This window comes from Nonomuraea composti (assembly GCF_012034275.1).
GTDB classification, from domain to species: Bacteria; Actinomycetota; Actinomycetes; order Streptosporangiales; family Streptosporangiaceae; genus Nonomuraea; species Nonomuraea composti.
In genome coordinates this window covers 170,629-192,504 of the sequence record NZ_JAATEP010000011.1, presented here as the reverse complement: position 1 = coordinate 192,504, position 21,876 = coordinate 170,629, and the positions used below count along the sequence as shown (strand labels likewise).

The window sequence follows — 21,876 nt, the reverse complement described above, 5'->3', positions numbered from 1 at the left end:
GGGGTCAGCGGGGGCCGAGGAGGGCGGCGAGGGCGTGGCTGAGCGAGGCGCCGAGCGTCTTGGCGCACGCCTCGTAGCCTTCCGGCGGCCCGCCGTACGGGTCGTGCACCTCGGCCGGACGCCGCCGCGCGCGCCGCTCCGCCGCCGACTGGACGATCGCCCGCGCCCGCTCGACCGTGTCGGAGCGGTAGCGGCGCTGCCCGGCGCCCGCCGCCAGCTCGGCGAACTCGGGCAGCGTGAACGTCCGGCCCGCCGCCCGCGGATCCAGGGCGACGGCGACGGCGCGGTGCGCGTCCTCCATCGTGAGCAGCAGGTCGGCGGAGGCGATCAGGTCGCGGTCGAGGAGGCGGGCGCGGTGGGCCCTGCCGTTCAGGCCCAGCCGGTCGAGGGCGGTGATCGCGTGCGGGGCCATGGGGTGGCCGACCAGCGCCCGCACCCCCGCGCTGCCCGTGACCACGGGCAGGGCCGCGGAGTGGAGCATCGCCTGGGCGATCACCTCGGCCATGGCGGAGCGGCAGATGTTGGCGGTGCACACCAGCAGGATGCGGAACTCGCCCCGCCCGGAGCCCGCACCGCTCGCCCCGCCACTGACTGAGCCACTTACCGGGCCACTGACTGGGCCACTGACTGGGCCACTTGCTGGGCCGCTTGCCGCACCGCTCCCTGGGCCGCTCGCGGCGGGAGGAATGGCCATCGTCTGCCCTCCCGTGGGTCACAGCCAATCTAGCCGCTCGGCGCCGCCCCGGGACGGCCGTTCACGGGACCCGGGGCGTCCTCATGCGGCCTCAGGCGTCTTCAGCCGGCCCCGGCCGGCCTCGGCCGGACTCAGGCGTCCTCCAGGCGGAAGCCCACCTTCATGCCGACCTGGAAGTGCGCGACCTCCCCCGCGTCGATGTGCCCGCGGATCTCCGTCACCTCGAACCAGTCGAGGTGCCGGAGGGTTTCGGAGGCCCTCCTGATGCCGTTGCGGATGGCCTGGTCGACGCTCTCCCCCGAGGTGCCGACGATCTCCGTGACCCGGTACGTGCGATCCGTCATCTCCACATCCTCCTTACTCGAAGGCCATGATCGCATGACCTCCGTGCCGGTGCCGGGCTGCCGTCGCCACCGTGTCCCCCTGGAGCTACCGTGGAAGGCATGAAGGGGTGGCGCAGGAAGCCAGATGTTCACCAGGTCACCGACGCCCGGCCGTCACTGACCGCGGACATCCGTAAGCGTGAGGTCAGCTACCTCATCAAGATGGGGATCCGGACGATCTGCCTGATCCTGGCGGTCGTGGTGCCGGTGCCGTGGCCGTACCGGCTGCTGTTCATCGCCGCCGCAGTCTTTTTGCCATACATAGCGGTAATCGGGGCCAATGAGAGGGACAAGGGTGCCCCGCCACCTACCTTTCAGTCCCCTGAAGCTAACCAAACCGAGATACCGCTGCATCGACGCGAGATCGGGTCGTGACTAAGTCTTGACGCATCCCACGGGTTGTAGGTGTACGCTTTAGCCAAGCGCTCCGGTCCCCCGTCGGAGTGCTGGTGCCGGCGTTCCGGGCCCCCGTCGGAACGCCGATGAAGCGACGCCGGGTGGTTTGCCCCCGTAACCACCCGGCGTCGCCCTTTTCCCGGCCACGTTTCGATCAGTGTGCGCCGTCCCCACGGTTGGATAGGACGGCTTTCCCGAAATCGTTTACATCCGCCCCCGCCTCGTTATTCACAGGAAATCTTCAGGCGGGGGCGGGCTTGACTTCAAGAGTTCGTTCGAGTGTCAGCCGTCTGTCAGCGTCTCAGTAGTCGCTTCGCTCCAGTTCTTCGCCAATGTGGTCAAACGCGCCACGGCGTCCTCGGGCGCGGTCCCCGCCCCCTGGGCCAGGCCCAGCAGGTACGCCGTCAGCGGCGCGGCCGGCCTGGCCACCCCGTGGGCGACCTCCTTGGTCAGGTCGAGTATCTGGTCGCGGTCCACCGTGGCCGGGTCGATGCCCAGCTCCTTGCAGGCCAGGGCGGTCCATTCGTTGAGCACGTGCATGTGAGCCTCCTCCTGGGTGTTCATTGTGGCGCAGCCCGGTCACGGGTGCTCGGGCGGCGCTGGGGCGGGCGTGTCCGGGGGTGACGCTACGCCGCGCCACGCCGCGCCGTGCTTGGCCGCCCACTCCGCTCGCTGAGGCCGCGCTGCCGCACCTCGCCCCGCTGTGCGGAGCGGGTCGGTGTGGCGGACGTAAGCACCGAGCGTGTAGCGCATCGGGTGCCGGACGTGCAGGCGAGAGCGGGCGCTGGGCGCACAGGCGCGTTCGGGTTTGGCCCTTGAGCGTGCGGGCGCAGCGCGTGCTGGCACAGCGTGTACGGGTGCAGCGTGTACGGGCGCCAGCGGGTGTGGGGTTGTCAGGAGTGGGACTTGGGAGGAGTAGGGCGGAGTCTGCGCGGCCGGGTTCGGGCGGGGGGCCGGCGTGGCGGGGAGGCCCGTGACTGCGGTCAGCCGCCGATGGCGGACATGGGGCGGGAGGGCTGGAGGAAAGACGGGTCGTCGATGCCGTGGCCGGCGCGCTTGCGGGAGACGGCGGCCATCCAGCGCTCCGCCAGCTCCTCGTCGGAGGCGCCGTCGCGCATCGGCGTCTTCAGGTCGGACTCCTCGGTGGCGAACAGGCAGTTGCGGATCTGGCCGTCGGCGGTGAGGCGGACGCGGTCGCACGCCCCGCAGAACGGCCGGGTCACCGAGCCGATCACGCCGACCCGGGCGGGGCCGCCGTCCACGAGGAAGCGTTCGGCGGGGGCGCTGCCGCGCTCCTCGGCGTCGTCGGGGGTCAGGTCGAAGGAGGCGGACAGGAGCTGGAGGATCTCGTCGGCGGTGACCATGCCCTCGCGGCTCCAGCCGTGCTGGGCGTCGAGCGGCATCTGCTCGATGAAGCGCAGCTCGTAGCCCTGGTCGAGGCACCAGCGCAGCAGCGGGACGGCCTCGTGGTCGTTCACGCCGCGCATCAGGACGGCGTTCACCTTGACGGGGCGCAGGCCGGCGGCGTCGGCGGCGGCGAGGCCGGCGATCACGTCGGCGTGCCTGTCGCGGTGCGCGAGCCGCTTGAACGTGGCGGGGTCGAGGGTGTCGAGGGAGACGTTCACCCGGTGCAGGCCGGCGGCGGCCAGCGGCTCGGCGAGGCGCGCCAGGCCGATGCCGTTGGTGGTCAGGGAGATCTGCGGCTCGGGGGTGAGGGTGGTGGTGCGGCCGACGATGTCGACCAGCTCGCGCCGCAGCAGCGGCTCGCCGCCGGTGTAGCGGACCTCCTTGATGCCCAGCCGTTCGACGCCGATCGTCACCAGGCGGACGATCTCGTCGGCCGTCAGGAGCTGCACGCTCGGGAGCCAGTCGAGACCTTCGGGTGGCATGCAGTACGTACAGCGCAGGTTGCACTTGTCCGTGAGGGACACCCGTAGATCCGTCGCCACCCGCCCGAACGAGTCTCGCAACACGGGGCGTCACCTCCTGCTCGTACACCAGAGGGCCCAGACTACGACGGGTGCCGGTCCGCCCCCAAAATCCGCCACTTCAGGCAGGACAACACATTGTCGCCTAGATCGATTCCGGGAGGGTGTGGTGGGGTCAGGAGGCGGCGTGCCAGGCGTCGCGGGCGGCGATCAGCTCGGGCAGGTGCCGGCGGGACCACTCGCAGCCGGCGTTCATCGGCTCCAGGAGGCTGCGGCCGAGGTCGGTGAGCTCGTACTCGACGCGCGGCGGGATCTCCTGGTACGCGGTGCGGGTGAGCAGGCCGTCGCGTTCCATGGCGCGCAGGGACTCGGTGAGCACCTTGGGGGTGATGCCGCGCAGCGGGGTCTGGAGCTCGGTGAAGCGGCGGGGCCCCTGCTCCAGGCAGCGGATGATCTTGGCGGTCCATTTGTCGCCGATGCGGATCGGGGCGGCGACCGGCGGGCAGCCGGTGAACAGGTCCGGATCGAGTGGCTCGGGCATCCCGCCATCGTAGTTCGCCTCCCGCCGGCCGGGCGGGCCGTGCCTTCGTCCTGCTCGCCGGGGCTCCTTCGTCCTGCTCACCGGTGACTATCGTTGCGGGAAGTGACAGGTCGCCCTCTACCGTCTGCGCGGGGCGGCCGGAAGCGCCGGCCGCCGGTTCATCGAACGTGGTGGAGGCAGGCAGTGAGCAGGATCGTGGTGTTCGGGGCCGGGGGACGCGCCGGGGCGAACGTGGTCGCGGAGGCGGCCGGGCGCGGGCACGAGGTGACGGCCGTGGTGCGGGACCCGGCGCGGTATCCGGAGCTGGGCGGGCCCGGGGTGCGGGTGGTCGCCGGGGACGTGACCGACGGCGGCAGCGTGCGCGAGGCGGCGGCGGGGCACGACGTGGCGGTGCAGGTGGCGGCGCGGCTCGACATGTCGTCGGAGGAGTTCTACACCTCCGCGACGCGGGCGCTCGTGGACGGGCTGGGGCGGGCGGGGGTGTCCAGGCTGGTGGCGCTGGGGATCGGGACCCTGCTGGAGGTCTCCCCCGGCGTGCGGCTCATCGACACGCCCGGCTTCCCGGCCGACGCGCGGGCGTTCTCGCTGGGGCACGCGGCCGAGCTGGAGCTGCTGGAGGCGTCGGAGCTCGACTGGGTGGTGATCGCGCCGCCGCCCGTGCTGCTGGACGAGAAGGCGTCCAGGACGGGGCGGTACCGGTTCGGGGACGGGCGGGTGCCGCAGGCCCGGGAGGGGGATCCGGTCTTCTCGTTCGCCGATCTGGCGGTGGCGGTGGTGGACGAGGCGGAGAGCCCGGCGCACCACCGGGTGCAGGTGGCCGTGTCCTCCTGAGTGCCACCCCCTGACATGGCGGACGCCCGGCCGAGACCGGCCGGGCGTCCGAGGTTACCGGTGCGTCAGTGACGGCCGATGACCTTCACCCAGTCCGTGCCCTCCGAGGGCTCGAGGTGCCTGCTGCCCTCGAAGACCGCGCGCCACGTGCCCGACTCCCGAGCCGGCACCCGCAGGCCGAAGTAGCCCTTGCCGCTGGTGCGGACGGTCTCCACGTGCTCCCAGCGGCCGCTGCCGTCGGCCCGGAAGAGGATGACGACCCGCTTGTACGCCAGGCGGTGCCAGGTCTCCTGCTTCTTGCAGTAGTCGGCGTGGTGCACCGAGACGAAGCCGCTGATGTAGTCCTCGTCGCACTCCACGGAGAGCTTGCCCTCGACCGTGAGGGGCTTGCCCCGCCAGGCGGGCTCGGGGTTCACGTCGAGCTTGAGGCTGGTGTGGCCGCCGGCGACATCCGGGTCGAGGCCCGGGTCGTCCGCGAGCGCGGGCGAGGCGGCGGTGGCCACCACGGTCGCGCCCAGGGCCGCAGCCGCCAGGCCGGCGGCTAGACGTCGCATCTTCAAAACAGAAATCCTTCCCCGTCCGAATGACCGCACCCAACCGGGTGCGTCAAATGCCAATGACGCGTAAGGGTAAGGAAAAGTTGCGACAAAGTTGATCACAGTTCGGCAACGGCGGACGAGGCGCAACCTCGCACTATTGGGCTATTTGTCGGGCTTTGGAGAGATCTGCCGCGTAGTGTCCTGTTCCGGGGAAGCGGACGCGCCAGAAGCCGTCCGTCCGCCCCTGGACCGTTCCGACGAACGCGCCGGCCGCGTCCGTCGTCGCCTCCCCCACCGCCTGCCAGGGCGAGCTCTCGTCCGGACGCCACAGCACCTCCAGGCGCTGCTTGGCGAACGGCCCGTAGTCCGTCAGGCCGCGCGGGTCCACGCGGGTCAGCGAGCCGCGCAGCCGCACGCCGCCGGCGCGCGCCGACTTTTCCGCCCGTACGGCGGTGAGCCTGCTCTCGCGCTTCAGCTCGAACGAGGCGTACTGCGTGACCGTCGCCCCGTTGGCGCCCTTGGCGGTGGCGGTGACCGTCCAGGTGCCGGCCGGGTAGAAGCGGTTCAGCTTCTTGTCCGGCAGGAAGCGCCAGGTCTGCCAGTCGTCCGTCAGCCTGGCCGCGCCGCGGCCGTGATCGAGGACGGGCTTGTGCGCGGCCAGGCGCCACACCAGGCGGGGCGGCAGCAGCGGGCGGTTCGCGCCCGGGACGCCGTCCTTCGGCGCGGCCGGCTCCATCGCCGGGACCGGGTGGTGGCCGGTCAGGGCCGGCTGCCCGTGCCCGGGAATCGCCATGCCGGGCCGCAGGGCCTGCTCGGCGCCGCCCAGAGGGGCCGTGCCGGCGGCGGGGCTGGGCACCGGGGCCCGCGCGGCGGCCAACGCGGGCGAGGCCGCCGACTGGGCGGGCGCCAGGGCAGGCGATGAAGGGCCGGGCTGCTGGGCAACCCCCTGGGCCGGCTGCTGGGCGGCCTGCTGAGGGGCCGGCGGGGCCTGCTGGTACGGCTGCTGGGCCGGCGCCTGACCATAACCCTGTCCGGAGCCCTGGGCGGGCTGCTGCGCCGATCCTTGGCCAGGGCTCTGCGCGGACCCGGAGCCCTGTGCGGGGCCCTGAGCCGGGGGTTGAACCGGCGCCTGGACGGGCGGCTGCACCGCCCCTTGCGCGGGCGTTCCCGGCGAGGCGTGCGCGGGCTCCTGCGGCGACGACTGGCCCGGCCCCTGGGCGGGCGGCCGCACGGGGGCTTGCGCGGGCGGCCGGGCAGGGGTCTGGGCGGGCGGCTCCACCGCCCCATGGCCGGGCGGCTGGACGGAGCCGGGACCGGGCGGCTGGACGGCCCCGTGGCCCGGCGGGCGGGCGGGCTCGTGAGCGGGCGGGCGCCCCGGCGGGTTCAGGACGGGGCGGGGTACGGGGGCCGCCTGGGCGGGCGGGGCGCCGGGTTCGACCTTGACGGTCACGCCGTCCTTACCGCGTACCACCCCTTTGGCGATCACATCGATCACCAGGCGGACGGACCCCTGCGCCCCCACCACGGGGCTGGCCGGGCGGACGGTGATGGCGCGGATGGCGGGCTCGGTCGCGGCGGAGGCAGCAGGTGCGGGCACCGTGAGCGACCCCGCCGCGAGCGAGACGAGAAGCAGACTTCTGGTCATGATCGAGACGGTAGGAACCATCCGGTAATGGACAGGACCACAACACACGCCCCGAATGGCAAAAGCCTCACTAAGGTCGCCCGTAGAGCCCTTCGATGATGTCGGCGTACTTGGTGTGGATGATGCGCCGCTTGAGCTTGAGGCTGGGGGTGAGCTCCTCGGTCTCGGCCGTCCACTCGACGCCGAGCAGCGCCCACTTCTTCACCTGCTGCACCCTGGCCAGCTTGGCGTTGGCGGCCTGCACGGCCGCCTCGACCTCGGCCAGCACCGCGGGGTGCTCGGCCAGCTCGGCGAGCGAGCCGAACGTGATGCCGCGCGCCTGTGCCCAGCCCGGCGCCACCTCGGCGTCGAGGGTGAGCACGGCGACGGGGTGGGGGCGGTTGTCGCCGTAGGCGAGGGCCTGGCCGATGAGGCTGTGCTGCTTGAGGTGGTTCTCGATCTCGGCCGGGGAGATGTTCTCGCCGCCGGCGGTGATGATCAGCTCCTTCTTGCGGTCGACGACGCGGTAGAAGCCGTCGTCGTCGACGGTGCCGATGTCGCCGGTGTGCAGCCAGCCCTCGGCGTCGATGAGCTCGGCGGTGGCCTGGGGGCGGTTGAGGTAGCCGGCGGTGTTGAGGGGGCTGCGGGTGAGCAGCTCGCCGTCCTCGGCGATGCGGACCTCGACGCCGGGCTCGGCCCTGCCGACGGTGCCCAGGCGGTAGCAGGCGGGGCTGTTGCCGGTGAAGGCGCCGGTCGTCTCCGTCATGCCGTACACGTCGATGACCTTGAGCCCGAGCCCGGCGTAGAAGCGCTGCACCTCGTCGGGCAGGGGTGCGGCGCCGGTGGCGGTCCATTCGGCGCGGTCGAAGCCGATCATGCCGCGGATGATCGACAGGAGCGAGGCGTCGGCCTCGTCGTAGGCGGCCTGGATCTCGGGGGTGATCGTGCGGCCGTACTGGCCGGCCTCGACGTAGGCGACGCCGGCGGCCATGGCCTCGCGTACGGCGGCCTGCTGCTCCTCGGGCTGGGTGGCGAGCACGGCGAGCAGGCGCGCCATCATCTTCTCCCACACGCGCGGCACCCCGAAGAACATCATCGGCCTGACCTGGCCAAGCGTGGCGCCGAGGTTGGCCAGGTCGGTGCAGAAGTGCACGTGGGAGACCTTGACGAGGGGCAGGTAGAGGCTGAGAATGCGCTCGGCGATGTGGGCGTAGGTGAGGTAGGAGATCTGGGTGCCGCGCATGGGCAGCGCGGTGAGGCGGTCGGTGGCGGCGACCTCGTAGAAGATGTTGGTGTGGGTGAGCGGCACGCCCTTGGGGGTGCCGGTGGTGCCGGAGGTGTAGAGGACGGTCGCGACGTCGCCGGGCGCGACGGCGCGCAGGCGGGTCTCGACCTGGGCGGGGTCGGCGGCGAGGCGTTCGCGGCCGAGGGCGAGGAAGTCGTCCCAGGCCATGAACCGCTCGCCGGCCGGGGCTCCGTCCAGCATGATGATCCGGCGCAGGCCGTCCAGGCGGTCGAGCACGGGCTCCCAGCGGGCCAGGTCGGCGGGCCCGCCGAGCACCGCGTAGCGGGCGCCGACGTCGCCGGCCACGAAGGCGATCTGGTCGGGGGCGAACGTCGAGTAGACCGTGCAGCCGACCCCGCCCGCGTGCACCGCGCCGAGGTCGGCCAGCACGTGCTCGCTGCGGTTGACCATCATGAGGGCGACGGCCTCGCCGGGCTCCAGCCCGAGCGCGACGAACGCGGCGGCGATCTCAAGGACCCGCTCGCGGGCCTGCCCGTAGGTGAGCGTGCGCCAGCCGTCCCCTTCGGGGTCGGAGTAGGCGGGTGCGTCGTGGTGTTCCTCGGCCGCCCGCGCGAGCTGCTCGCACACGGTACGGCCGGCGATCTGCCGCTCGATCTCGGCCCGGACTTCGAGGACTTCGCCCATCGCAACGGCCTCCGGTCAGTAATCACTTGCATGATTTCGATGCATCGCACCACACCCCCGGGGTAGCGGCAAGAGCCTGCGGAGAAACACCGGCGTCCGTCACGTAAGGTGATCGTGTGGATGCGGAGGGTGTGAGCTGTGGTGACTGACAGGACGTTCTTCGGGCATCCGCGGGGGCTGGCGACGCTGTTCGGCACCGAGATGTGGGAGCGGTTCTCCTGGTACGGGCTGCGGGCGATCCTGGCCACGTTCATGGCGGCCTCGCCGGCGCACGCGGGGCTCGGGCTGTCGCAGGAGACGTCGCAGGCGGTGGTGGGGGTCTACGGGGCGCTCATCTACCTGGTGGCGCTGCCGGGCGGGTGGATCGCCGACCGCATCCTCGGGGCGCGCAGGTCGGTGTTCTGGGGCGGGTTCGTCATCATGCTGGGGCACATCAGCATGGCGATCCCGGTGGCGTCGTCGTTGTTCGTCTGGCTGGGGCTGCTGCTCATCATCGCCGGCACGGGCCTGCTCAAGCCGAACATCTCGGTCATGGTGGGCCGCCTCTACCCCGAGGAGGACGACGGGCGCAGGGACGCCGGGTTCTCCCTGTTCTACCTGGGCATCAACCTCGGCGCCTTCTTCGCCCCGCTCGTGGTGGGCTGGCTGGCCGAGGGCGACCGCTGGCACCTCGGGTTCAGCGCGGCGGCGGTCGGCATGGCGCTCGGCCTGGTCCAGTACGTCCTGGGCGGCCGGAGCCTGCGCGGCGTCGGCGAGCGCCCCGGCCTGCGGCTGACCCCGCGCGAGCGCCGCCGCTTCGGCCGCCTGGTGGCACTCGGTGTGGTGCTGACGCTGGTCGTGCTGGGCGCGTGGGCGGCGACGGGCACGCTGACGGTCGACCGGTTCACGGTGGCGCTCACGCTGGTCATCCTGATCGTGCCGGTGGCGTACTTCGGCTACATCATGTTCGGCAGCCACGACCTGACCGAGGACGAGCGGATCCGGATGAAGGCGTACATCTGGTTGTTCGTGGCGGCGGCCATCTTCTGGATGATCTACGACCTGGCGCCGAGCAAGCTGCTGTTCTTCGCCCAGGATCACACCGACCTGTCGCTGTTCGGCATCAGGATCAACCAGGCCGCCACACAGTCGTTCAACCCGCTGTTCATCATGATCTTCGTGCCGGTGTTCGCCGCCCTGTGGGTGCGGCTGGGCACCCGGGTGAGCACGCCGCAGAAGTTCGGGTTCGCGCTGGTCATGGTGGGGCTGAGCTTCGTGGTGATGGCCGTGGCGGCGGGGCTGGCCGGCGCCGGGCGGGTGTCGGTGTGGTGGCTGGTGCTGGTCTACCTGATCCAGGTGTTCGGCGAGCTGTCGCTGAGCCCCGTCGGGCTGTCGGTCACGACCAAGCTGGCGCCCGAGGCGTTCAAGGGGCAGATGCTGGGCATCTGGTTCATCGCCGTGTCGGTGGGCGACGCGGTCGGCGGCCAGACCGGGCGGCTCGGCCGGGTCCTGTCCGAGCCGATGTACTACCTGGTGCTGGCGGCGATGGCGATCGTGGCGGGGCTGGCGCTGTTCCTGTTCACGCGGAGCCTGCGGGTCATGATGGCCGAACACCACGAACCCGCCATGCGGTAAACATTCCGAACGTGTCTGAACTTCTCGACCTCGCCGGCATTTTCGTCTTCGCGCTGTCCGGCGCCCTCATGGGGGTCCGCAAGCGGCTCGACGTGGTCGGGATGGGGGTGCTGGCCGAGATCACCGCGCTCGGCGGCGGCGTCGTCCGCGACCTCATACTCAACGTGCGGCCGATCGCCTTCCAGAGCCTCGGCTACGTGCTGGTGCCCGTCGCCGCGACGGTGATCGTCTTCTTCTGGCACCCGCACGTGGCCCGCGTCATGCCCGCCATCCTCGTGCTGGACGCGGCGGGGCTCGGGCTGTTCTGCGCGGTCGGCACGGAGAAGGCCATGGAGTACGGCCTCAGCCCCCTGCACGCGACCCTCCTGGGCGTCACGACGGCCGTCGGCGGTGGCATGCTGCGCGACGTGCTGGCCGGGGAGATCCCCACGTTGCTGTACGACCGCCAGCTCTACGCGGTGCCCGCCCTGCTGGGGTCGGGCGTGATGGCGGGGCTGTCGTCGTACGGGCTGCACGGCTGGCCCGCCACGCTCGCGGCGGCCCTGCTGGCGTTCGGCCTCCGCATCGCCGCGATGCGCCGCAAGTGGCGCGCCCCGCTCGCCAAGGGCATCGGCGAATGACGGGCGGGCATTGCGGGAAAGCAGACGACATCCTGGCCGCGATCCACGAGAGCCGCGGTGAGCGGGTGATCTGAGCGCGCGCCACGGGCTCGTGCCGGGCGGCGGCATGGGCGGACGTCGAGGTGCATCCCCTCACACCATCGCGATGAGCTGGTCCGGCGGGCGGGGGGCGCCGGTGGGGCCGTGGTCGCGGGCGGCGCGCAGGCATTGGACGGCGTCCGCCAGCAGGGTGGGCGGCTGGGTGTACGGGAGGCGGAGGTGGCCCTCCAGGGTGCCTTCGAGGCCGAACCAGGGGCCGGGCGCCAGGCGTACCCCGTGGGAGAGGGCGGCTTCCGCGAGCGGGGTGGAGCCGGCGCCGTCGAGGCGGACCCACAGGGCGCCGCCGCCGGAGGGCAGCGCGAAGGTCCACTCGGGCAGGTGGGCGCGCAGGTGGGCGGCGAGGGCGTCGCGGGAGGCGCGCAGGGTGCGGCGGCGCTCGGCGCGGGTCTCCTCCAGCCGGTCGAACAGCCGCGCCACGACGAGCTGCTCCAGCACGGGGCTGGCGATGTCGACCGACGAGCGGAGCGTGGTGAGGCGGCGGGCGAGGGCGGCGGTGGCGCGGATCCAGCCGATGCGCAGCCCGCCCCACCACAGCTTGGAGGCGGAGCCGATGCTGATGACGTGGCTGTCGGTGTCGAAGGCGGCCATCGGGGAGGTGCGGGGCACGTCGTCGAGGGCCAGCTCGGACCAGGTCTCGTCGATCAGCAGGAGGGTGCCGGCGCGGCGGGCGGCGCCGGCGACGGCGGCGCGGACGGGGTCCGGCATGAGGGCGCCGGTCGGGTTCTGGAAGTCGGGCATGAGGTAGGCGAGGCGGGCGCCCGACTGGAGCATGGCGCCGGCGAGGAGGTCGGGCCGCCAGCCGTCGTGGGAGACGCCGACGGGGACGATGCGGGCGCCGCGCTGCCGGGCGGCGTCGATGGCGTGCGGGTACGTCGGCGACTCGACGATGACCGCGTCGCCCGGCCCGGCGAGCAGGCCCATGACGAGGTGGAGGGCGTGCTGGGCGCCGGTGGTGACGACGATCTGCTCGGGTCTGGTGGCCACGCCCCTGGCGGTGTAGCGGGCGGCGATGCGGTCCCTGAGCGAGGGCAGGCCCATGGGGTCGTAGCCGTTGCCCATGCCGTACCGGGGCAGGTCCTCGACCGCGGCCGTCATGGCGGCGAGCAGGGCCGTGGGGGCGGCGGGGGCGGCGGTGTGGAGCTGGATGAGGCCGTCGCGGTCGGTGCCGAGCCACGGGTTGTCGGGCCAGACGGCGGGGTCGGGCAGCGCGGTCCAGCTTCCCGAGCCCTGCCGGCTCTCCAGGTAGCCGCCTTCGCGCAGCAGGTCGTAGGCGGCGGTGACGGTGGTGCGGCTGACCTTGAGCGTCTCGGCGAGGTGGCGCTCGGCGGGCATGCGGACGCGTACGGGGAGCTGGCCGTCCATGATCAGCGCGCGGACGCCGTCGGCGAGGGCGCGGTAGTACGGGCGCGCCGCGGGGTCGACGTCGATGAGCCGGGCCACCTGCGTGGCTGACATGTGCCGCATAAGGCCACTTTTCGTGATTGGCCCTGTATTAGCAAATCGGAAGATGCCACTCTGGGGCCATCATGAGCGAAACAACCGTCCCGCTGCCGAGTTCCCTGCCCGCCCGCCTCGTCCGCCTCTATGGCGGTCTGGCCCTGTACGGCCTCGGCATCGCCCTCCAGGTGAAGTCGGGACTCGGCAACGGCCCCTGGAACGTCTTCCACGAGGGCGCCGCCCTGCGTACCGGCCTGACCATCGGCACCGTCATCCTCGTGGTCGGCGCGCTGGTGATGCTGCTGTGGATCCCCATGCGGCAGAAGCCGGGGCTCGGCACGATCAGCAACGTGCTGCTCGTCGGCCCGTTCGCGGACGCCGCCGTCTTCCTGCTGCCCACCCCGCAGCATCTGGCGTTCCAGACCTTCTACCTGGTCATGGGCGTCGTCACCATCGCCCTGTCGACCCTGCTCTACATCGGCGCCGGCATGGGCCCCGGCCCCCGCGACGGCATCATGACGGGGCTGGTGCGGCTCGGCCTGTCGGTGCGGGTGGCCCGCCTGTCCATCGAGGTCGCCGTGCTGATCGCGGGCTGGCTGCTGGGCGGCACGGTGGGCCTGGGGACCGTGGTGTTCGCGCTGGCGATCGGGCCGTTGACGCAGCTGTTCACCCGCTGGTTCCCTCTGACGTGATCCCGTGGCCGGGGCCGGGCATGACGCGACATGATCGGCCCGGCCACGGGATCACCCGTTCTCCGAGTAGCGTCTAGGCATGCGGATCGAGGATTACGCGCTGATCGGAGACATGCAGTCCGCCGCCCTCGTGGCACGGGACGGCTCGATCGACTGGCTCTGCCTGCCCAGGTTCGACTCGCCGGCGTGCTTCGCGGCCCTGCTCGGCAGCGAGCGCAACGGCCACTGGTGGCTGGGTCCCACGGGCAGGAAACCCGCCACCAGACGGCGCTACCGCCCCGACACCCTCATCCTGGAGAGCGAGTGGGACACCCCCACGGGCACCGTCCGCGTCGTCGACTTCATGCCGCCGCGCGACCGCAACCCCGACGTGGTGCGCATCGTCGAGGGCGTGTCCGGCTCGGTGCAGGTCTCCACGCAGCTGCGCGTGCGCTTCGACTACGGCCGCATCGTGCCGTGGGTACGCCGCACCAACGGCCATCTGCAGGCCATCGGCGGGCCCGACTCGGTGTGGCTGCACTCCCCCGTGCCGCTCAAGGGCGGCGACTACGCCCACCGGGCCACGTTCACCGTCAACGAGGGCGACCGGCTGCCGTTCGTGTTCACCTGGCACCCCTCGCACGAGCCGATGCCGCCGCAGATCCACTGCGACGCGCAGCTCGGCGAGACCGAGGCGTTCTGGGCCGAATGGGTGGGCCGCTGCACCTACTCGGGCCCGTACCGCGACGCGGTCGTCCGGTCGCTGATCACGCTGAAGGCGCTGACGTACGCGCCGACGGGCGGCATCGTGGCCGCGCCCACCACGTCCCTGCCCGAGGACCTCGGCGGGGTGCGCAACTGGGACTACCGCTTCTGCTGGCTGCGCGACGCCACGCTGACGCTCGACGCGCTGATCAGCTCCGGCTACCTGGAGGAGGCCGGCGACTGGCGGGCCTGGCTGCTGCGCGCCATCGCCGGGCGCCCTCAGGACCTCCAGATCATGTACGGCGTCGCCGGCGAGCGCCGCCTGCCCGAGCTGCGCCTCGACTGGCTCGACGGCTACGAGGACTCCCGCCCCGTCCGCATCGGCAACGAGGCCGTCAAGCAGCTCCAGCTCGACGTCTACGGCGAGGTGATGAACTCCCTGTACGTCTCCCGCACCCGCGGCCTGTCCGCCGACGACCGGGCGTGGACCATCCAGCGGCAGCTGCTCGACTACGTGGAGGACCACTGGCACGAGCCCGACGAGGGCCTGTGGGAGGTGCGCGGCCCGCGCCGGCACTTCGTGCACTCCAAGGTGATGTGCTGGGCGGCCCTCGACCGGGCCGTCAAGTACGTCGAGCACTTCGGCCGCACCGGCCCCGTCGACCGGTGGCGCGCGCTGCGCGACGTCATCCACGCCGAGATCTGCGACAAGGGCTTCGACCCGCAGCGCAACACCTTCACCCAGTCGTACGGCTCCTCCGAGCTGGACGCGGCGCTGCTGATGATCCCCATGGTCGGCTTCCTGCCGGCCGACGACCCCCGCGTGGTCGGCACGGTCGCGGCGATCGAGAAGGAGCTGATGTCCGACGGCTTCGTGCTGCGTTACCCGATCGCCGAGGACAACGACGTCGACGGGCTGCAGGGCGGCGAGGGCGCGTTCCTGGCGTGCAGCTTCTGGCTGGTGGAGGTCATGGCGATGCAGGGGCGCAAGGAGGAGGCCAAGGACCTGTTCGAGCGGCTGCTGGCGCTGCGCAACGACGTGGGGCTGCTGGCGGAGGAGTACGACCCGCGCTACGGGCGGCTGGTGGGGAACTTCCCGCAGGCGTTCAGCCACGTGCCCCTGGTGCACGCGGCCCGGGCGCTGTCGTGAGGCGTTGAGACCTGGGCCGTGTGGCGCTTCCTCGGCGTTCATGTCCGATTCATCCGGTTCCGCCACGCTCCCGCCGTAGCCGGCGCACCCTTTCCGGCGGGACGGAGAAAGCAGCCCATGAGCCACGGGCATCACCACCATGATCACGACCACGCGCACGAGCCCGTCGGGGACACCGAGGCCGCCGTCGCGCGGGACCTGTCCGTACCGGACGGCGAGCTGTCGCCCGGCCAGCTCTCCCGGCGGCGCATGTTCCGCCGGGCAGGGCTGCTGGGCGCCGGGCTGACCGCCGCCGGCGTGCTGGGCGGGGAGGGGCAGGCCGCGGTCGCGGCCACCGGCAGGGACGAGGGGCGCGGGCGCGAGCCCAGGGACGGCTACCAGTGGCTGGCCGGCGACCACCACATCCACACCCAGCACAGCTCCGACGGCATCTACCGGGTCATCGACCACGTGCGGCACGCCAACGCGTACGGGCTGGGCTGGATGGTGATCACCGACCACGGCGGCGCCACGCACGCCAAGATCGGCGTCGAGAAGGTCAACCCGGACATCGTGGCCGCCCGCGCGGCCGTCAAGGACACGCTGGTCTTCCAGGGCCTGGAGTGGAACATCCCGGCCGCCGAGCACGGCACCGTGTTCGTCGCGCCCGGCAGGAACGAGGTGGCGACGCTCAAGGAGTTCGAGAGCTCCTTCGACGGGTCCGTCAAGGGCGCGAGCTCCAACACGCCGCAGAACGAGGCGCTGGCCATCGCCGGCCTGAACTTCCTCGCCGACGCCGTCAGGAAGCGGCGCGTGCCGGACGCGCTGTTCTTCGCCAACCACCCCTCCAGGAAGGGCATCGACTCGCCGCACGAGATCCGCGGCTGGCGCGACGCCCAGCCGACGATCGCGGTCGGCATGGAGGGCGCGCCCGGCCACCAGGCGGCCGGCATCGCCAAGCCGAACGGCCCCGGCGGCGGGCGCGGCTACTACGACAGCAACCCCGGCGCCGACTCCTTCCCCGGCTACCCGGCCGAGAGCTACAAGACCTTCGGCGGGTTCGACTGGATGACCGCGACCGTGGGCGGCCTGTGGGACAGCCTGCTCGCCGAGGGCAAGCCGTGGTGGATCACCGCGAACTCCGACTCCCACTGGGTGCACGGCGACACCAGCGACCGCGGCCCCGGCGGCGACTTCAACGCCAACGGCCGCTACGAGGACCCCGTCTACAAGGGGGTGCCGAACTTCGGCTCCGGCGACTTCTGGCCCGGCTTCTACAGCCGCACCCACGCCGGCGCCGAGGACTTCTCCTACCGCGCCGTCATGGACGCCCTGCGCGCCGGCCGCGTCTGGGTGGACCACGGCGGCCTGATCAGCGGCCTGGTGGTGCGGGCCCGCCCGGCGGGCACCGGCCAGCGCGGCGTGACGCTCGGCGGCACCCTCCAGGTGCGTCAGGGCGCCCGCGTCGAGCTGGCCATCGAGGTCACCCTGGCCGGGCGGCCGAACTGGGCGCAGTTCGTGCCCACGCTGGCCCGGGTGGACGTCATCCAGGGCGACGTCACCGGCCCCGTCTCCGACAAGGACGCCTTCACCACGCCGAACACCAAGGTCGTGCAGTCGTACGAGGTGAACGGGAGCACCGGCACCGTCACCTTCACCTACCAGCTCGGCGCCGTCGACCGCCCCGTGTACGTGCGGCTGCGCGGCACCGACGGCAAGCGCAGCGCACCCGGGCTGCTGGGCGCGGCCGTGGACCCGAACGGGCCGCGGATCGACGTGTACGGCGACGCCGACCCGTGGAACGACCTGTGGTTCTACAGCAACCCGATCTGGGTGCTGCCGCGCCGATGATCGTCGCATTCGACGCGGGCAGCCGGACGGTGCCCGAGGCCGAGCACCTGCTCCACACGGTGGTGCGGGGGTTCGGCCTGCCGGGGGACACGATCGGGTGCACCCACTTCGTGCCGGCGGGGCCGGCGGGCGACGAGCCGCACGTCGCCTGCTCGCTGGCCGTCCCGGACTCGGTGACGCCCGCGGTCCTGTCGGAGCTCGTGCCCGGCGGGTCGTGGGTGCTGGGCGGGCACCGGGACGGGCCTCTGGCGGAGGGGGCGGCGCTGGCGGCGGCCGAGCACGAGGCCCGGCGCGGCGGCCGGGTCGTCACCTTCCCGGGCCGCGACCGCCTCACCGGCGTCCTCCCGCTGGGCGAGCTGCGCGACGCCTCGGCCATCGACCGGGTGCTGCTGCTCGCCTCCCCCGGCCCGCCGCCCGACGACGTGCTCGTCGTCACGAACGACCACGTCAGGCCCGTCTGGCGGGACGGCCTCATGACCCTGCTCACCATGCCGGCCGCCGGCGGCCGGATCACCCCCGCCGAGGTGCCGAACCCCACTCCCTGCTGCGCCGACCACGCCTGACCCTCCCGGGGACGCCGCTACGGGCCGGTCAGGCGGCGCTCCCCCTCGGTGGTGATCACGTACACCTGCCAGGTGTAGTACGCGTAGTAGGCGCGCGGGTCGCGCTTGATCCGGCGGGCGTGCAGGAGGATGGCGTTCACGTACGCCTGGGACGGGTTGTAGGCGTGCAGCGCCCGCCGGTAGTCGCGGGGGGCGCCGCTCGCCTTGAGGTAGTTGGCCGCGCCCATGATCGCGTCGTGCGGGTCGCGCACGTCCCCGCCCATCCCGTACGCCTTCCACGTGGCGGGCATGAACTGCATGGGGCCCTGGGCGCCGGCGTGGCTGTCGGCCCGTACGCGGCCGAACTTCGTCTCCGCGAACATCACCGCCGCCAGCACCTCCCACTCCACCCCGAATCGGCGCTCGGCCTTCTTGAAATAGCCGAGCAGCTCGCCCGCCGGCCGGGCCGGCTGGGTCTTGAAGACGGCGTCCGGCTTGATGGGGCGGGCCAGGGCGAGCAGCTCGCGGATGGCGGCGGTGTCGTCCCTGGCCTGGGCGGCGAGGGCGGCGGGCAGCCGGGCGAAGGTCTTGGCGGCGAGGTCGGGGTGGCGGGCGGCGTGGCGGTAGATGCGCTGCTGGTGCAGGGCCAGCAGCTCGACGTCCTCGGGCGGCTCGCCGGTCGCGGGCGAGCCGTGCTTCGTCCAGGCGTCGATGGACGCGTTCAGCGCGTCGGTGGTCTCCCGCAGCGCGGCGGCCAGCTTCGCGGGGCCGTCGGGGAGCTTCTCGGTGGGGTCCGGGAGCGGCTTCTCGGAAGGTTTCGGCGTGCTGGGCGCGGGCGTGGACGGGGCGGGCGCGGACGGAGCGGGCGCGGACGGAGCGGGCGCCGGAGGGGCGGCGGCGGGAGCGGGGCCGCACGCCGCCGCGCCGAGGAGCACCACCGCGCCCAGGACGAGCGCCGCCGCCTTCCGGGCGGGCGCGGCGGCGGCGCCGCGGGCGGCACTGCGGGCGGCACTGCGGGCGGCGCCGCGGGCGGCACTGCGGGCGGGCCGTGGTGGGTGCGGGTGCTTCTGGCGTGCCTCCATGGGGCGCCAACCTACCCGGTACGGGCGGCTGCGATCATCACGCGTACGGGCGGAGGAACTCCTTCGGCCGCAGGGCCCTGGAGACGATCCGCACGTCGCCGATCCACCCGTAGAAGCCCTGACCGTACGTCAGCGCGAACTGGGTCCCGCCGATCGCGAACGGCCGGCCGAGTGTCGAGATGCCCTTGGACGGCTGGCTCGGGTTGCGGGCGATCTTGGAGCCGTCGACGTACATGATGGTCCGGCGGGAGTCGTTGACGACGGCCACGTGCGTCCAGCGGCCGACCGGCAGGGCGTGGCTCCACGAGGTGGGGTCGGCGTCGCGGTCGGCGGGGTAGACGACGAACTGCAGGAAGCGCTCGGGCGACAGGTTGAGGCTGCACGTCGGCTCGTCGGGCGACCAGCCGCTGCTCTTGCCCGCGTCGCCGCTGCGGCCCTCCCAGCTCAGGATGCCCATCCAGGCGTGGTCGCCCTCGAACGGCTCGGGCAGCTTGATGAACGCCTCGATGGTGTACCCGGAGGTGAAGGTCATGCTGTTGACGGGGGCGTTCGGGCCGGACCTGAGCACGGCGCCCCGGTCGGGGGACTTGCCGCCGTCGAAGCGGAGGCTGGCGTGGGCGGGCTGGCCCTCGTGGTGCTCGGCCGACCACGTCAGCGTCTCGGGGGCGCTGGCGTGCAGCAGCTCCATGGTCAGGTCGTTGCCGCCGCCGGTCAGGTCGCGGGCGACGGTGCCGGCGGGCACGACCGCGCCGTCCGTGCCCGCCGCGCCCGCGAGCCCTTCGGCGTCGAACCTCCAGTACGCGACCGTGCCGCGCGGCATGACGGCCCTGGCCGGACGGGCCGGCGGCGGGGTGCGCGGGGCGAACCCGGCGAAGCGCTCGTCGAAGTCGATCTCGATGCTGAAGCGGTCCACGGGGCCGGTCAGCTCCAGGTGCTCGGCCTCCAGCGGGGTGCGCTCGTCCGGGTCGCGCTCCAGCAGCCACGGCGAGATCGTCTCCACGTCGATCACGTTGCGGACGAGGTCGAAGGCGTAGAGCCGGACCATGCCCGCGCCGCCGTAGTAGCGGTCCTGGTAGTTGGTGATGTGCACGTGCACGTCGTGGCCGGCGTCGTTCTTGAGCACGGTACGGCCGCAGGGCCAGTAGTGGCCGTTGAGCGTCAGGAAGATCTGGTCGTTGCGCTTGATGAAGGCGTCCCAGAGGCGCTGCCCGTGCTGCGACAGCGCCGCGGCGCCGGTGTCGTCCGCCCAGGCCAGGTCGTGGGTGGTGAGGATGGCGGGCAGCGTCCTGTTCGCGTCGATGACGCTCTGCGCCCAGCGCAGGCCCTGGTCGGAGACGCGCCAGTCGAGCGCCAGCACGAGCCACCGCCGGCCGCCCGCCTCGATCACGTGGTGGCTGTTGTAGCCGTCGGGCGACGCGCCGCGGAAGGTGGACATCCTGGCATACCGGGAGGGGCCGAACGCCTTCAGGTACGCGCTGTCGCCGCGCTGGTCGTCGGCGCCGCTCACGTCGTGGTTGCCGGCCAGGACGCTGTACGGCAGGCGGCCGTCGAGCTGCCGGAACGTGTCGGAGGCGAGCGCCAGCTCCTCTTCGGTGCCGTGCTCGGTGACGTCCCCTAAGTGCGTCATGAACGCGATGTTCCTGCTCTCGCGCTCGCCGCCGGTCAGGAAGCGGAACGTCTGGCGCACGGGGGCGGGGTCGGAGCGGTCCTCGTCGAAGAGGTACTGCGTGTCGGGCAGGACGCCGATCGTGAAGCGGGGGCTCTCGCGGTCGAACCGGCCGCCGTGTCCGGACGCGTGCGCCGGGGAGGCGGCGGGGCCGGCGAGGGTGCCGGCGGCGGGCGCGGCGAGGGCCGCCGTGAGCAGCGCGCGACGGCCGAGGGTGGGGTGTGCCATGGGGTCGTACTCCGTTTCAGGGTGCCGCGCAGCACCTTGATCGTCGTACGTGGCCCGGCGGTTCCCGCAGCGATAACTCCCGCCTTCGGCCGGAAGAACTTCTCACCGGCCGCCGCGGCCCAGGTGCGCCTTGCGCAGAGCGTCCACGTGGTTCATGACCGGGGTGGCGGTGACGCCGTGCAGGACGACCGAGGCGAGGACGGTGAACCCGGTGACCGCCCACAACTCCTCCGCCGGCACGCCGAAGTCGGCCTGCCCCAGCGCGTACGCCAGGTAGAACAGCGACCCGATCCCCCGGATGCCGAAGAACGAGATCGCCAGCCGTTCCCTCGGCCCCGCCCGCCCGCGCCACTGCACCAGCCAGCCGGCCAGCGGGCGGATGACGAGCAGCAGCAGGAGGCCGACGGCGGCGCCGCGCCAGGTGAGCGCCGCCAGGCCGCCGGTCGCGACGAAGCCGCCGAGCAGGAGCAGCAGCCAGGCCGTGAGCAGCCGCTCGATCTGCTCGACGAAGCCGTGCAGCACGTTGTTGTAGCCGTGGCCGTGCTCGGCGCTCCTGATGGCGCACGCGGTGACGAACACGGCGACGAAGCCGTACCCGTGGGCCAGCTCCGTCACCCCGTACGCGAGGAACGTGCAGGCCAGGGCGACGAAGCCGTCACGGCGCTCGGCCAGGCGCAGGCCGTCGGACCTGGCGCGGAAGAACAGGCGGCCGAGCAGGCCGCCGATGAACAGGCCGAGCAGGGCGCCGGCGGCGGTGCGGTAGAGGACGTCCGTCAGCGCCCACTCCCCCGCCCAGCCGGCGGTTCCGGCCGCCACGGCGATGGCGGCGTACACGATGGGGAAGGCCAGCCCGTCGTTGAGGCCCGCCTCCGAGGTCAGGGCGAAGCGGACCTCGTCGTCGGCGTTCTGGGCGTCCACGGGCTCGCCCACGTGCACGTCGGAGGCGAGCACCGGGTCGGTGGGGGCGAGCACGGCGCCGAGCAGCAGCGCGGCGGCGATCGGCCAGCCCGGCAGGGCGACGGCCGCGGCGGCCACCCCGGCCACGGTGAGCGGCATGGCCAGGGCGAGCAGCCGCCACGTGGTGGACCAGCCGCGCGGGCCGATGCGGCGGTTGATCGCCAGGCCGGCGCCCATGAGGGAGATGACGACGCACAGCTCGGTGATGTGCTCCAGCGCGACCCGGTGGGCGATGGGGTCGGGGTCGGGCAGCCCCAGGGGGAGGGTGAACAGGAGGATGCCGGCGAGCAGGTAGACGAGGGGCAGGGAGAGGGCTCGGCGGGCGAGGAACTCCGGGAGGATCGCGGCCAGCAACGCGGCGGCGCCGCCGAGGGCCAGGATGAGGTCGAGGGTGGACATCGCGAGCCTC

Annotated in this window: 20 protein-coding genes; 8 read left to right on the top strand and 12 right to left on the bottom strand. The window is 72.7% G+C overall.

All coding sequences use genetic code 11. From position 1 onward, the window contains the following. Positions 1-4: 4 nt before the first annotated feature. Together HCN51_RS18060 and HCN51_RS18055 are read right to left on the bottom strand one after the other, a co-directional pair. Positions 5-535: an arsenate reductase/protein-tyrosine-phosphatase family protein gene (locus tag HCN51_RS18060; protein WP_168010736.1), complete on the bottom strand. Its 531-nt coding sequence runs from the start codon at positions 533-535 to the stop codon at positions 5-7. A gap of 290 nt (positions 536-825) precedes the next feature. Then, on the bottom strand, positions 826-1,038 hold the full coding sequence (locus tag HCN51_RS18055) for a dodecin (RefSeq protein ID WP_080046529.1): 213 nt from the start codon (positions 1,036-1,038) through the stop codon (positions 826-828). A 99-nt stretch (positions 1,039-1,137) separates the two neighbouring features. On the opposite strand from HCN51_RS18055, the gene HCN51_RS18050 reads away from it, so the two are divergent. Continuing rightward, the gene (locus tag HCN51_RS18050; RefSeq protein WP_080037196.1) at positions 1,138-1,452 is read left to right on the top strand and encodes a DUF3099 domain-containing protein; all 315 of its coding nucleotides are present in this window, start codon (positions 1,138-1,140) and stop codon (positions 1,450-1,452) included. 303 nt (positions 1,453-1,755) lie between these two features. On the opposite strand, the gene HCN51_RS18045 is transcribed toward HCN51_RS18050, so the two are convergent. The 3 genes from HCN51_RS18045 to HCN51_RS18035 all read right to left on the bottom strand — a co-directional run bounded on the left by HCN51_RS18045 (position 1,756) and on the right by HCN51_RS18035 (position 3,942). Next, positions 1,756-2,013 carry a DUF6457 domain-containing protein gene (locus tag HCN51_RS18045; RefSeq protein WP_080046528.1) on the bottom strand — a complete coding sequence of 86 codons (258 nt, stop codon included), beginning with the start codon at positions 2,011-2,013 and terminating at the stop codon, positions 1,756-1,758. A 443-nt stretch (positions 2,014-2,456) separates the two neighbouring features. Continuing rightward, positions 2,457-3,446 carry a GTP 3',8-cyclase MoaA gene (gene moaA, locus HCN51_RS18040; RefSeq protein WP_168010735.1) on the bottom strand — a complete coding sequence of 330 codons (990 nt, stop codon included), beginning with the start codon at positions 3,444-3,446 and terminating at the stop codon, positions 2,457-2,459. Positions 3,447-3,576: 130 nt separating this feature from the next. Beyond that, positions 3,577-3,942: a winged helix-turn-helix transcriptional regulator gene (locus HCN51_RS18035; protein ID WP_206067140.1), complete on the bottom strand. Its 366-nt coding sequence runs from the start codon at positions 3,940-3,942 to the stop codon at positions 3,577-3,579. Positions 3,943-4,125: 183 nt separating this feature from the next. On the opposite strand from HCN51_RS18035, the gene HCN51_RS18030 reads away from it, so the two are divergent. Continuing rightward, complete coding sequence (locus tag HCN51_RS18030; RefSeq protein ID WP_346433693.1) at positions 4,126-4,773, top strand: NAD(P)-dependent oxidoreductase; 648 nt, start codon at positions 4,126-4,128, stop codon at positions 4,771-4,773. A gap of 65 nt (positions 4,774-4,838) precedes the next feature. On the opposite strand, the gene HCN51_RS18025 is transcribed toward HCN51_RS18030, so the two are convergent. The 3 genes from HCN51_RS18025 to HCN51_RS18015 form a co-directional block, all read right to left on the bottom strand. Next, positions 4,839-5,327, bottom strand: coding sequence for a hypothetical protein (locus HCN51_RS18025; protein WP_168010734.1), 489 nt, complete (start codon positions 5,325-5,327; stop codon positions 4,839-4,841). 139 nt (positions 5,328-5,466) lie between these two features. Next, positions 5,467-6,957 (bottom strand): hypothetical protein, encoded by a 1,491-nt coding sequence (locus HCN51_RS18020; RefSeq protein WP_168010733.1) that lies wholly within the window; start codon positions 6,955-6,957, stop codon positions 5,467-5,469. Between the two features lie 70 nt (positions 6,958-7,027). Continuing rightward, entirely contained in the window at positions 7,028-8,866 is a 1,839-nt protein-coding gene (locus HCN51_RS18015; RefSeq protein WP_168010732.1) for an AMP-dependent synthetase/ligase, read from the bottom strand. A 138-nt stretch (positions 8,867-9,004) separates the two neighbouring features. On the opposite strand from HCN51_RS18015, the gene HCN51_RS18010 reads away from it, so the two are divergent. Both HCN51_RS18010 and HCN51_RS62285 read left to right on the top strand, forming a co-directional pair. Further along, the gene (locus HCN51_RS18010) at positions 9,005-10,480 is read left to right on the top strand and encodes a peptide MFS transporter (RefSeq protein WP_346433692.1); all 1,476 of its coding nucleotides are present in this window, start codon (positions 9,005-9,007) and stop codon (positions 10,478-10,480) included. 11 nt (positions 10,481-10,491) lie between these two features. After that, positions 10,492-11,100, top strand: coding sequence for a trimeric intracellular cation channel family protein (locus HCN51_RS62285; protein ID WP_080037189.1), 609 nt, complete (start codon positions 10,492-10,494; stop codon positions 11,098-11,100). A gap of 132 nt (positions 11,101-11,232) precedes the next feature. Here HCN51_RS62285 and yczR read toward each other — a convergent pair whose 3' ends face one another. Further along, the gene (gene yczR, locus HCN51_RS18000) at positions 11,233-12,654 is read right to left on the bottom strand and encodes a MocR-like transcription factor YczR (RefSeq protein ID WP_240972956.1); all 1,422 of its coding nucleotides are present in this window, start codon (positions 12,652-12,654) and stop codon (positions 11,233-11,235) included. A 71-nt stretch (positions 12,655-12,725) separates the two neighbouring features. Between yczR and yczE the strand changes: the two genes are divergently transcribed. The 4 genes from yczE (at position 12,726) to HCN51_RS17980 (ending at position 17,555) form a co-directional block, all read left to right on the top strand. Continuing rightward, positions 12,726-13,328: a membrane protein YczE gene (yczE, locus tag HCN51_RS17995; RefSeq protein WP_168010730.1), complete on the top strand. Its 603-nt coding sequence runs from the start codon at positions 12,726-12,728 to the stop codon at positions 13,326-13,328. A gap of 79 nt (positions 13,329-13,407) precedes the next feature. Continuing rightward, positions 13,408-15,162, top strand: coding sequence for a glycoside hydrolase family 15 protein (locus HCN51_RS17990; protein WP_168010729.1), 1,755 nt, complete (start codon positions 13,408-13,410; stop codon positions 15,160-15,162). Positions 15,163-15,279: 117 nt separating this feature from the next. Further along, on the top strand, positions 15,280-16,992 hold the full coding sequence (locus tag HCN51_RS17985) for a histidinol-phosphatase (protein WP_168010728.1): 1,713 nt from the start codon (positions 15,280-15,282) through the stop codon (positions 16,990-16,992). Beyond that, complete coding sequence (locus HCN51_RS17980; RefSeq protein ID WP_168010727.1) at positions 16,989-17,555, top strand: hypothetical protein; 567 nt, start codon at positions 16,989-16,991, stop codon at positions 17,553-17,555. The genes HCN51_RS17985 and HCN51_RS17980 overlap by 4 nt, the downstream gene beginning before the upstream one ends. Before the next feature lie 17 nt (positions 17,556-17,572). On the opposite strand, the gene HCN51_RS17975 is transcribed toward HCN51_RS17980, so the two are convergent. From HCN51_RS17975 to HCN51_RS17965, 3 genes are all read right to left on the bottom strand, one after another. Then, on the bottom strand, positions 17,573-18,616 hold the full coding sequence (locus tag HCN51_RS17975) for a lytic transglycosylase domain-containing protein (RefSeq protein ID WP_168010726.1): 1,044 nt from the start codon (positions 18,614-18,616) through the stop codon (positions 17,573-17,575). 37 nt (positions 18,617-18,653) lie between these two features. Next, positions 18,654-20,510: a laminin G domain-containing metallophosphoesterase family protein gene (locus tag HCN51_RS17970; protein ID WP_168010725.1), complete on the bottom strand. Its 1,857-nt coding sequence runs from the start codon at positions 20,508-20,510 to the stop codon at positions 18,654-18,656. 102 nt (positions 20,511-20,612) lie between these two features. Continuing rightward, on the bottom strand, positions 20,613-21,866 hold the full coding sequence (locus tag HCN51_RS17965) for a cation:proton antiporter domain-containing protein (RefSeq protein WP_168010724.1): 1,254 nt from the start codon (positions 21,864-21,866) through the stop codon (positions 20,613-20,615). Between the last annotated feature and the right edge of the window lie 10 nt (positions 21,867-21,876).

What these genes read in the sequence shown, in the direction of transcription:
- HCN51_RS18055 (WP_080046529.1), bottom strand. Translation starts at nt 1,038, where the DNA reads ATGACGGATCGCACGTACCGGGTCACGGAGATCGTCGGCACCTCGGGG.
- HCN51_RS18050 (WP_080037196.1), top strand. Translation starts at nt 1,138, where the DNA reads ATGAAGGGGTGGCGCAGGAAGCCAGATGTTCACCAGGTCACCGACGCC.
- HCN51_RS18045 (WP_080046528.1), bottom strand. Translation starts at nt 2,013, where the DNA reads ATGCACGTGCTCAACGAATGGACCGCCCTGGCCTGCAAGGAGCTGGGC.
- HCN51_RS18035 (WP_206067140.1), bottom strand. Translation starts at nt 3,942, where the DNA reads ATGCCCGAGCCACTCGATCCGGACCTGTTCACCGGCTGCCCGCCGGTC.
- HCN51_RS18025 (WP_168010734.1), bottom strand. Translation starts at nt 5,327, where the DNA reads ATGCGACGTCTAGCCGCCGGCCTGGCGGCTGCGGCCCTGGGCGCGACC.
- HCN51_RS18020 (WP_168010733.1), bottom strand. Translation starts at nt 6,957, where the DNA reads ATGACCAGAAGTCTGCTTCTCGTCTCGCTCGCGGCGGGGTCGCTCACG.
- HCN51_RS18015 (WP_168010732.1), bottom strand. Translation starts at nt 8,866, where the DNA reads ATGGGCGAAGTCCTCGAAGTCCGGGCCGAGATCGAGCGGCAGATCGCC.
- yczR (WP_240972956.1), bottom strand. Translation starts at nt 12,654, where the DNA reads ATGTCAGCCACGCAGGTGGCCCGGCTCATCGACGTCGACCCCGCGGCG.
- yczE (WP_168010730.1), top strand. Translation starts at nt 12,726, where the DNA reads ATGAGCGAAACAACCGTCCCGCTGCCGAGTTCCCTGCCCGCCCGCCTC.
- HCN51_RS17990 (WP_168010729.1), top strand. Translation starts at nt 13,408, where the DNA reads ATGCGGATCGAGGATTACGCGCTGATCGGAGACATGCAGTCCGCCGCC.
- HCN51_RS17985 (WP_168010728.1), top strand. Translation starts at nt 15,280, where the DNA reads ATGAGCCACGGGCATCACCACCATGATCACGACCACGCGCACGAGCCC.
- HCN51_RS17980 (WP_168010727.1), top strand. Translation starts at nt 16,989, where the DNA reads ATGATCGTCGCATTCGACGCGGGCAGCCGGACGGTGCCCGAGGCCGAG.
- HCN51_RS17975 (WP_168010726.1), bottom strand. Translation starts at nt 18,616, where the DNA reads ATGGAGGCACGCCAGAAGCACCCGCACCCACCACGGCCCGCCCGCAGT.
- HCN51_RS17970 (WP_168010725.1), bottom strand. Translation starts at nt 20,510, where the DNA reads ATGGCACACCCCACCCTCGGCCGTCGCGCGCTGCTCACGGCGGCCCTC.
- HCN51_RS17965 (WP_168010724.1), bottom strand. Translation starts at nt 21,866, where the DNA reads ATGTCCACCCTCGACCTCATCCTGGCCCTCGGCGGCGCCGCCGCGTTG.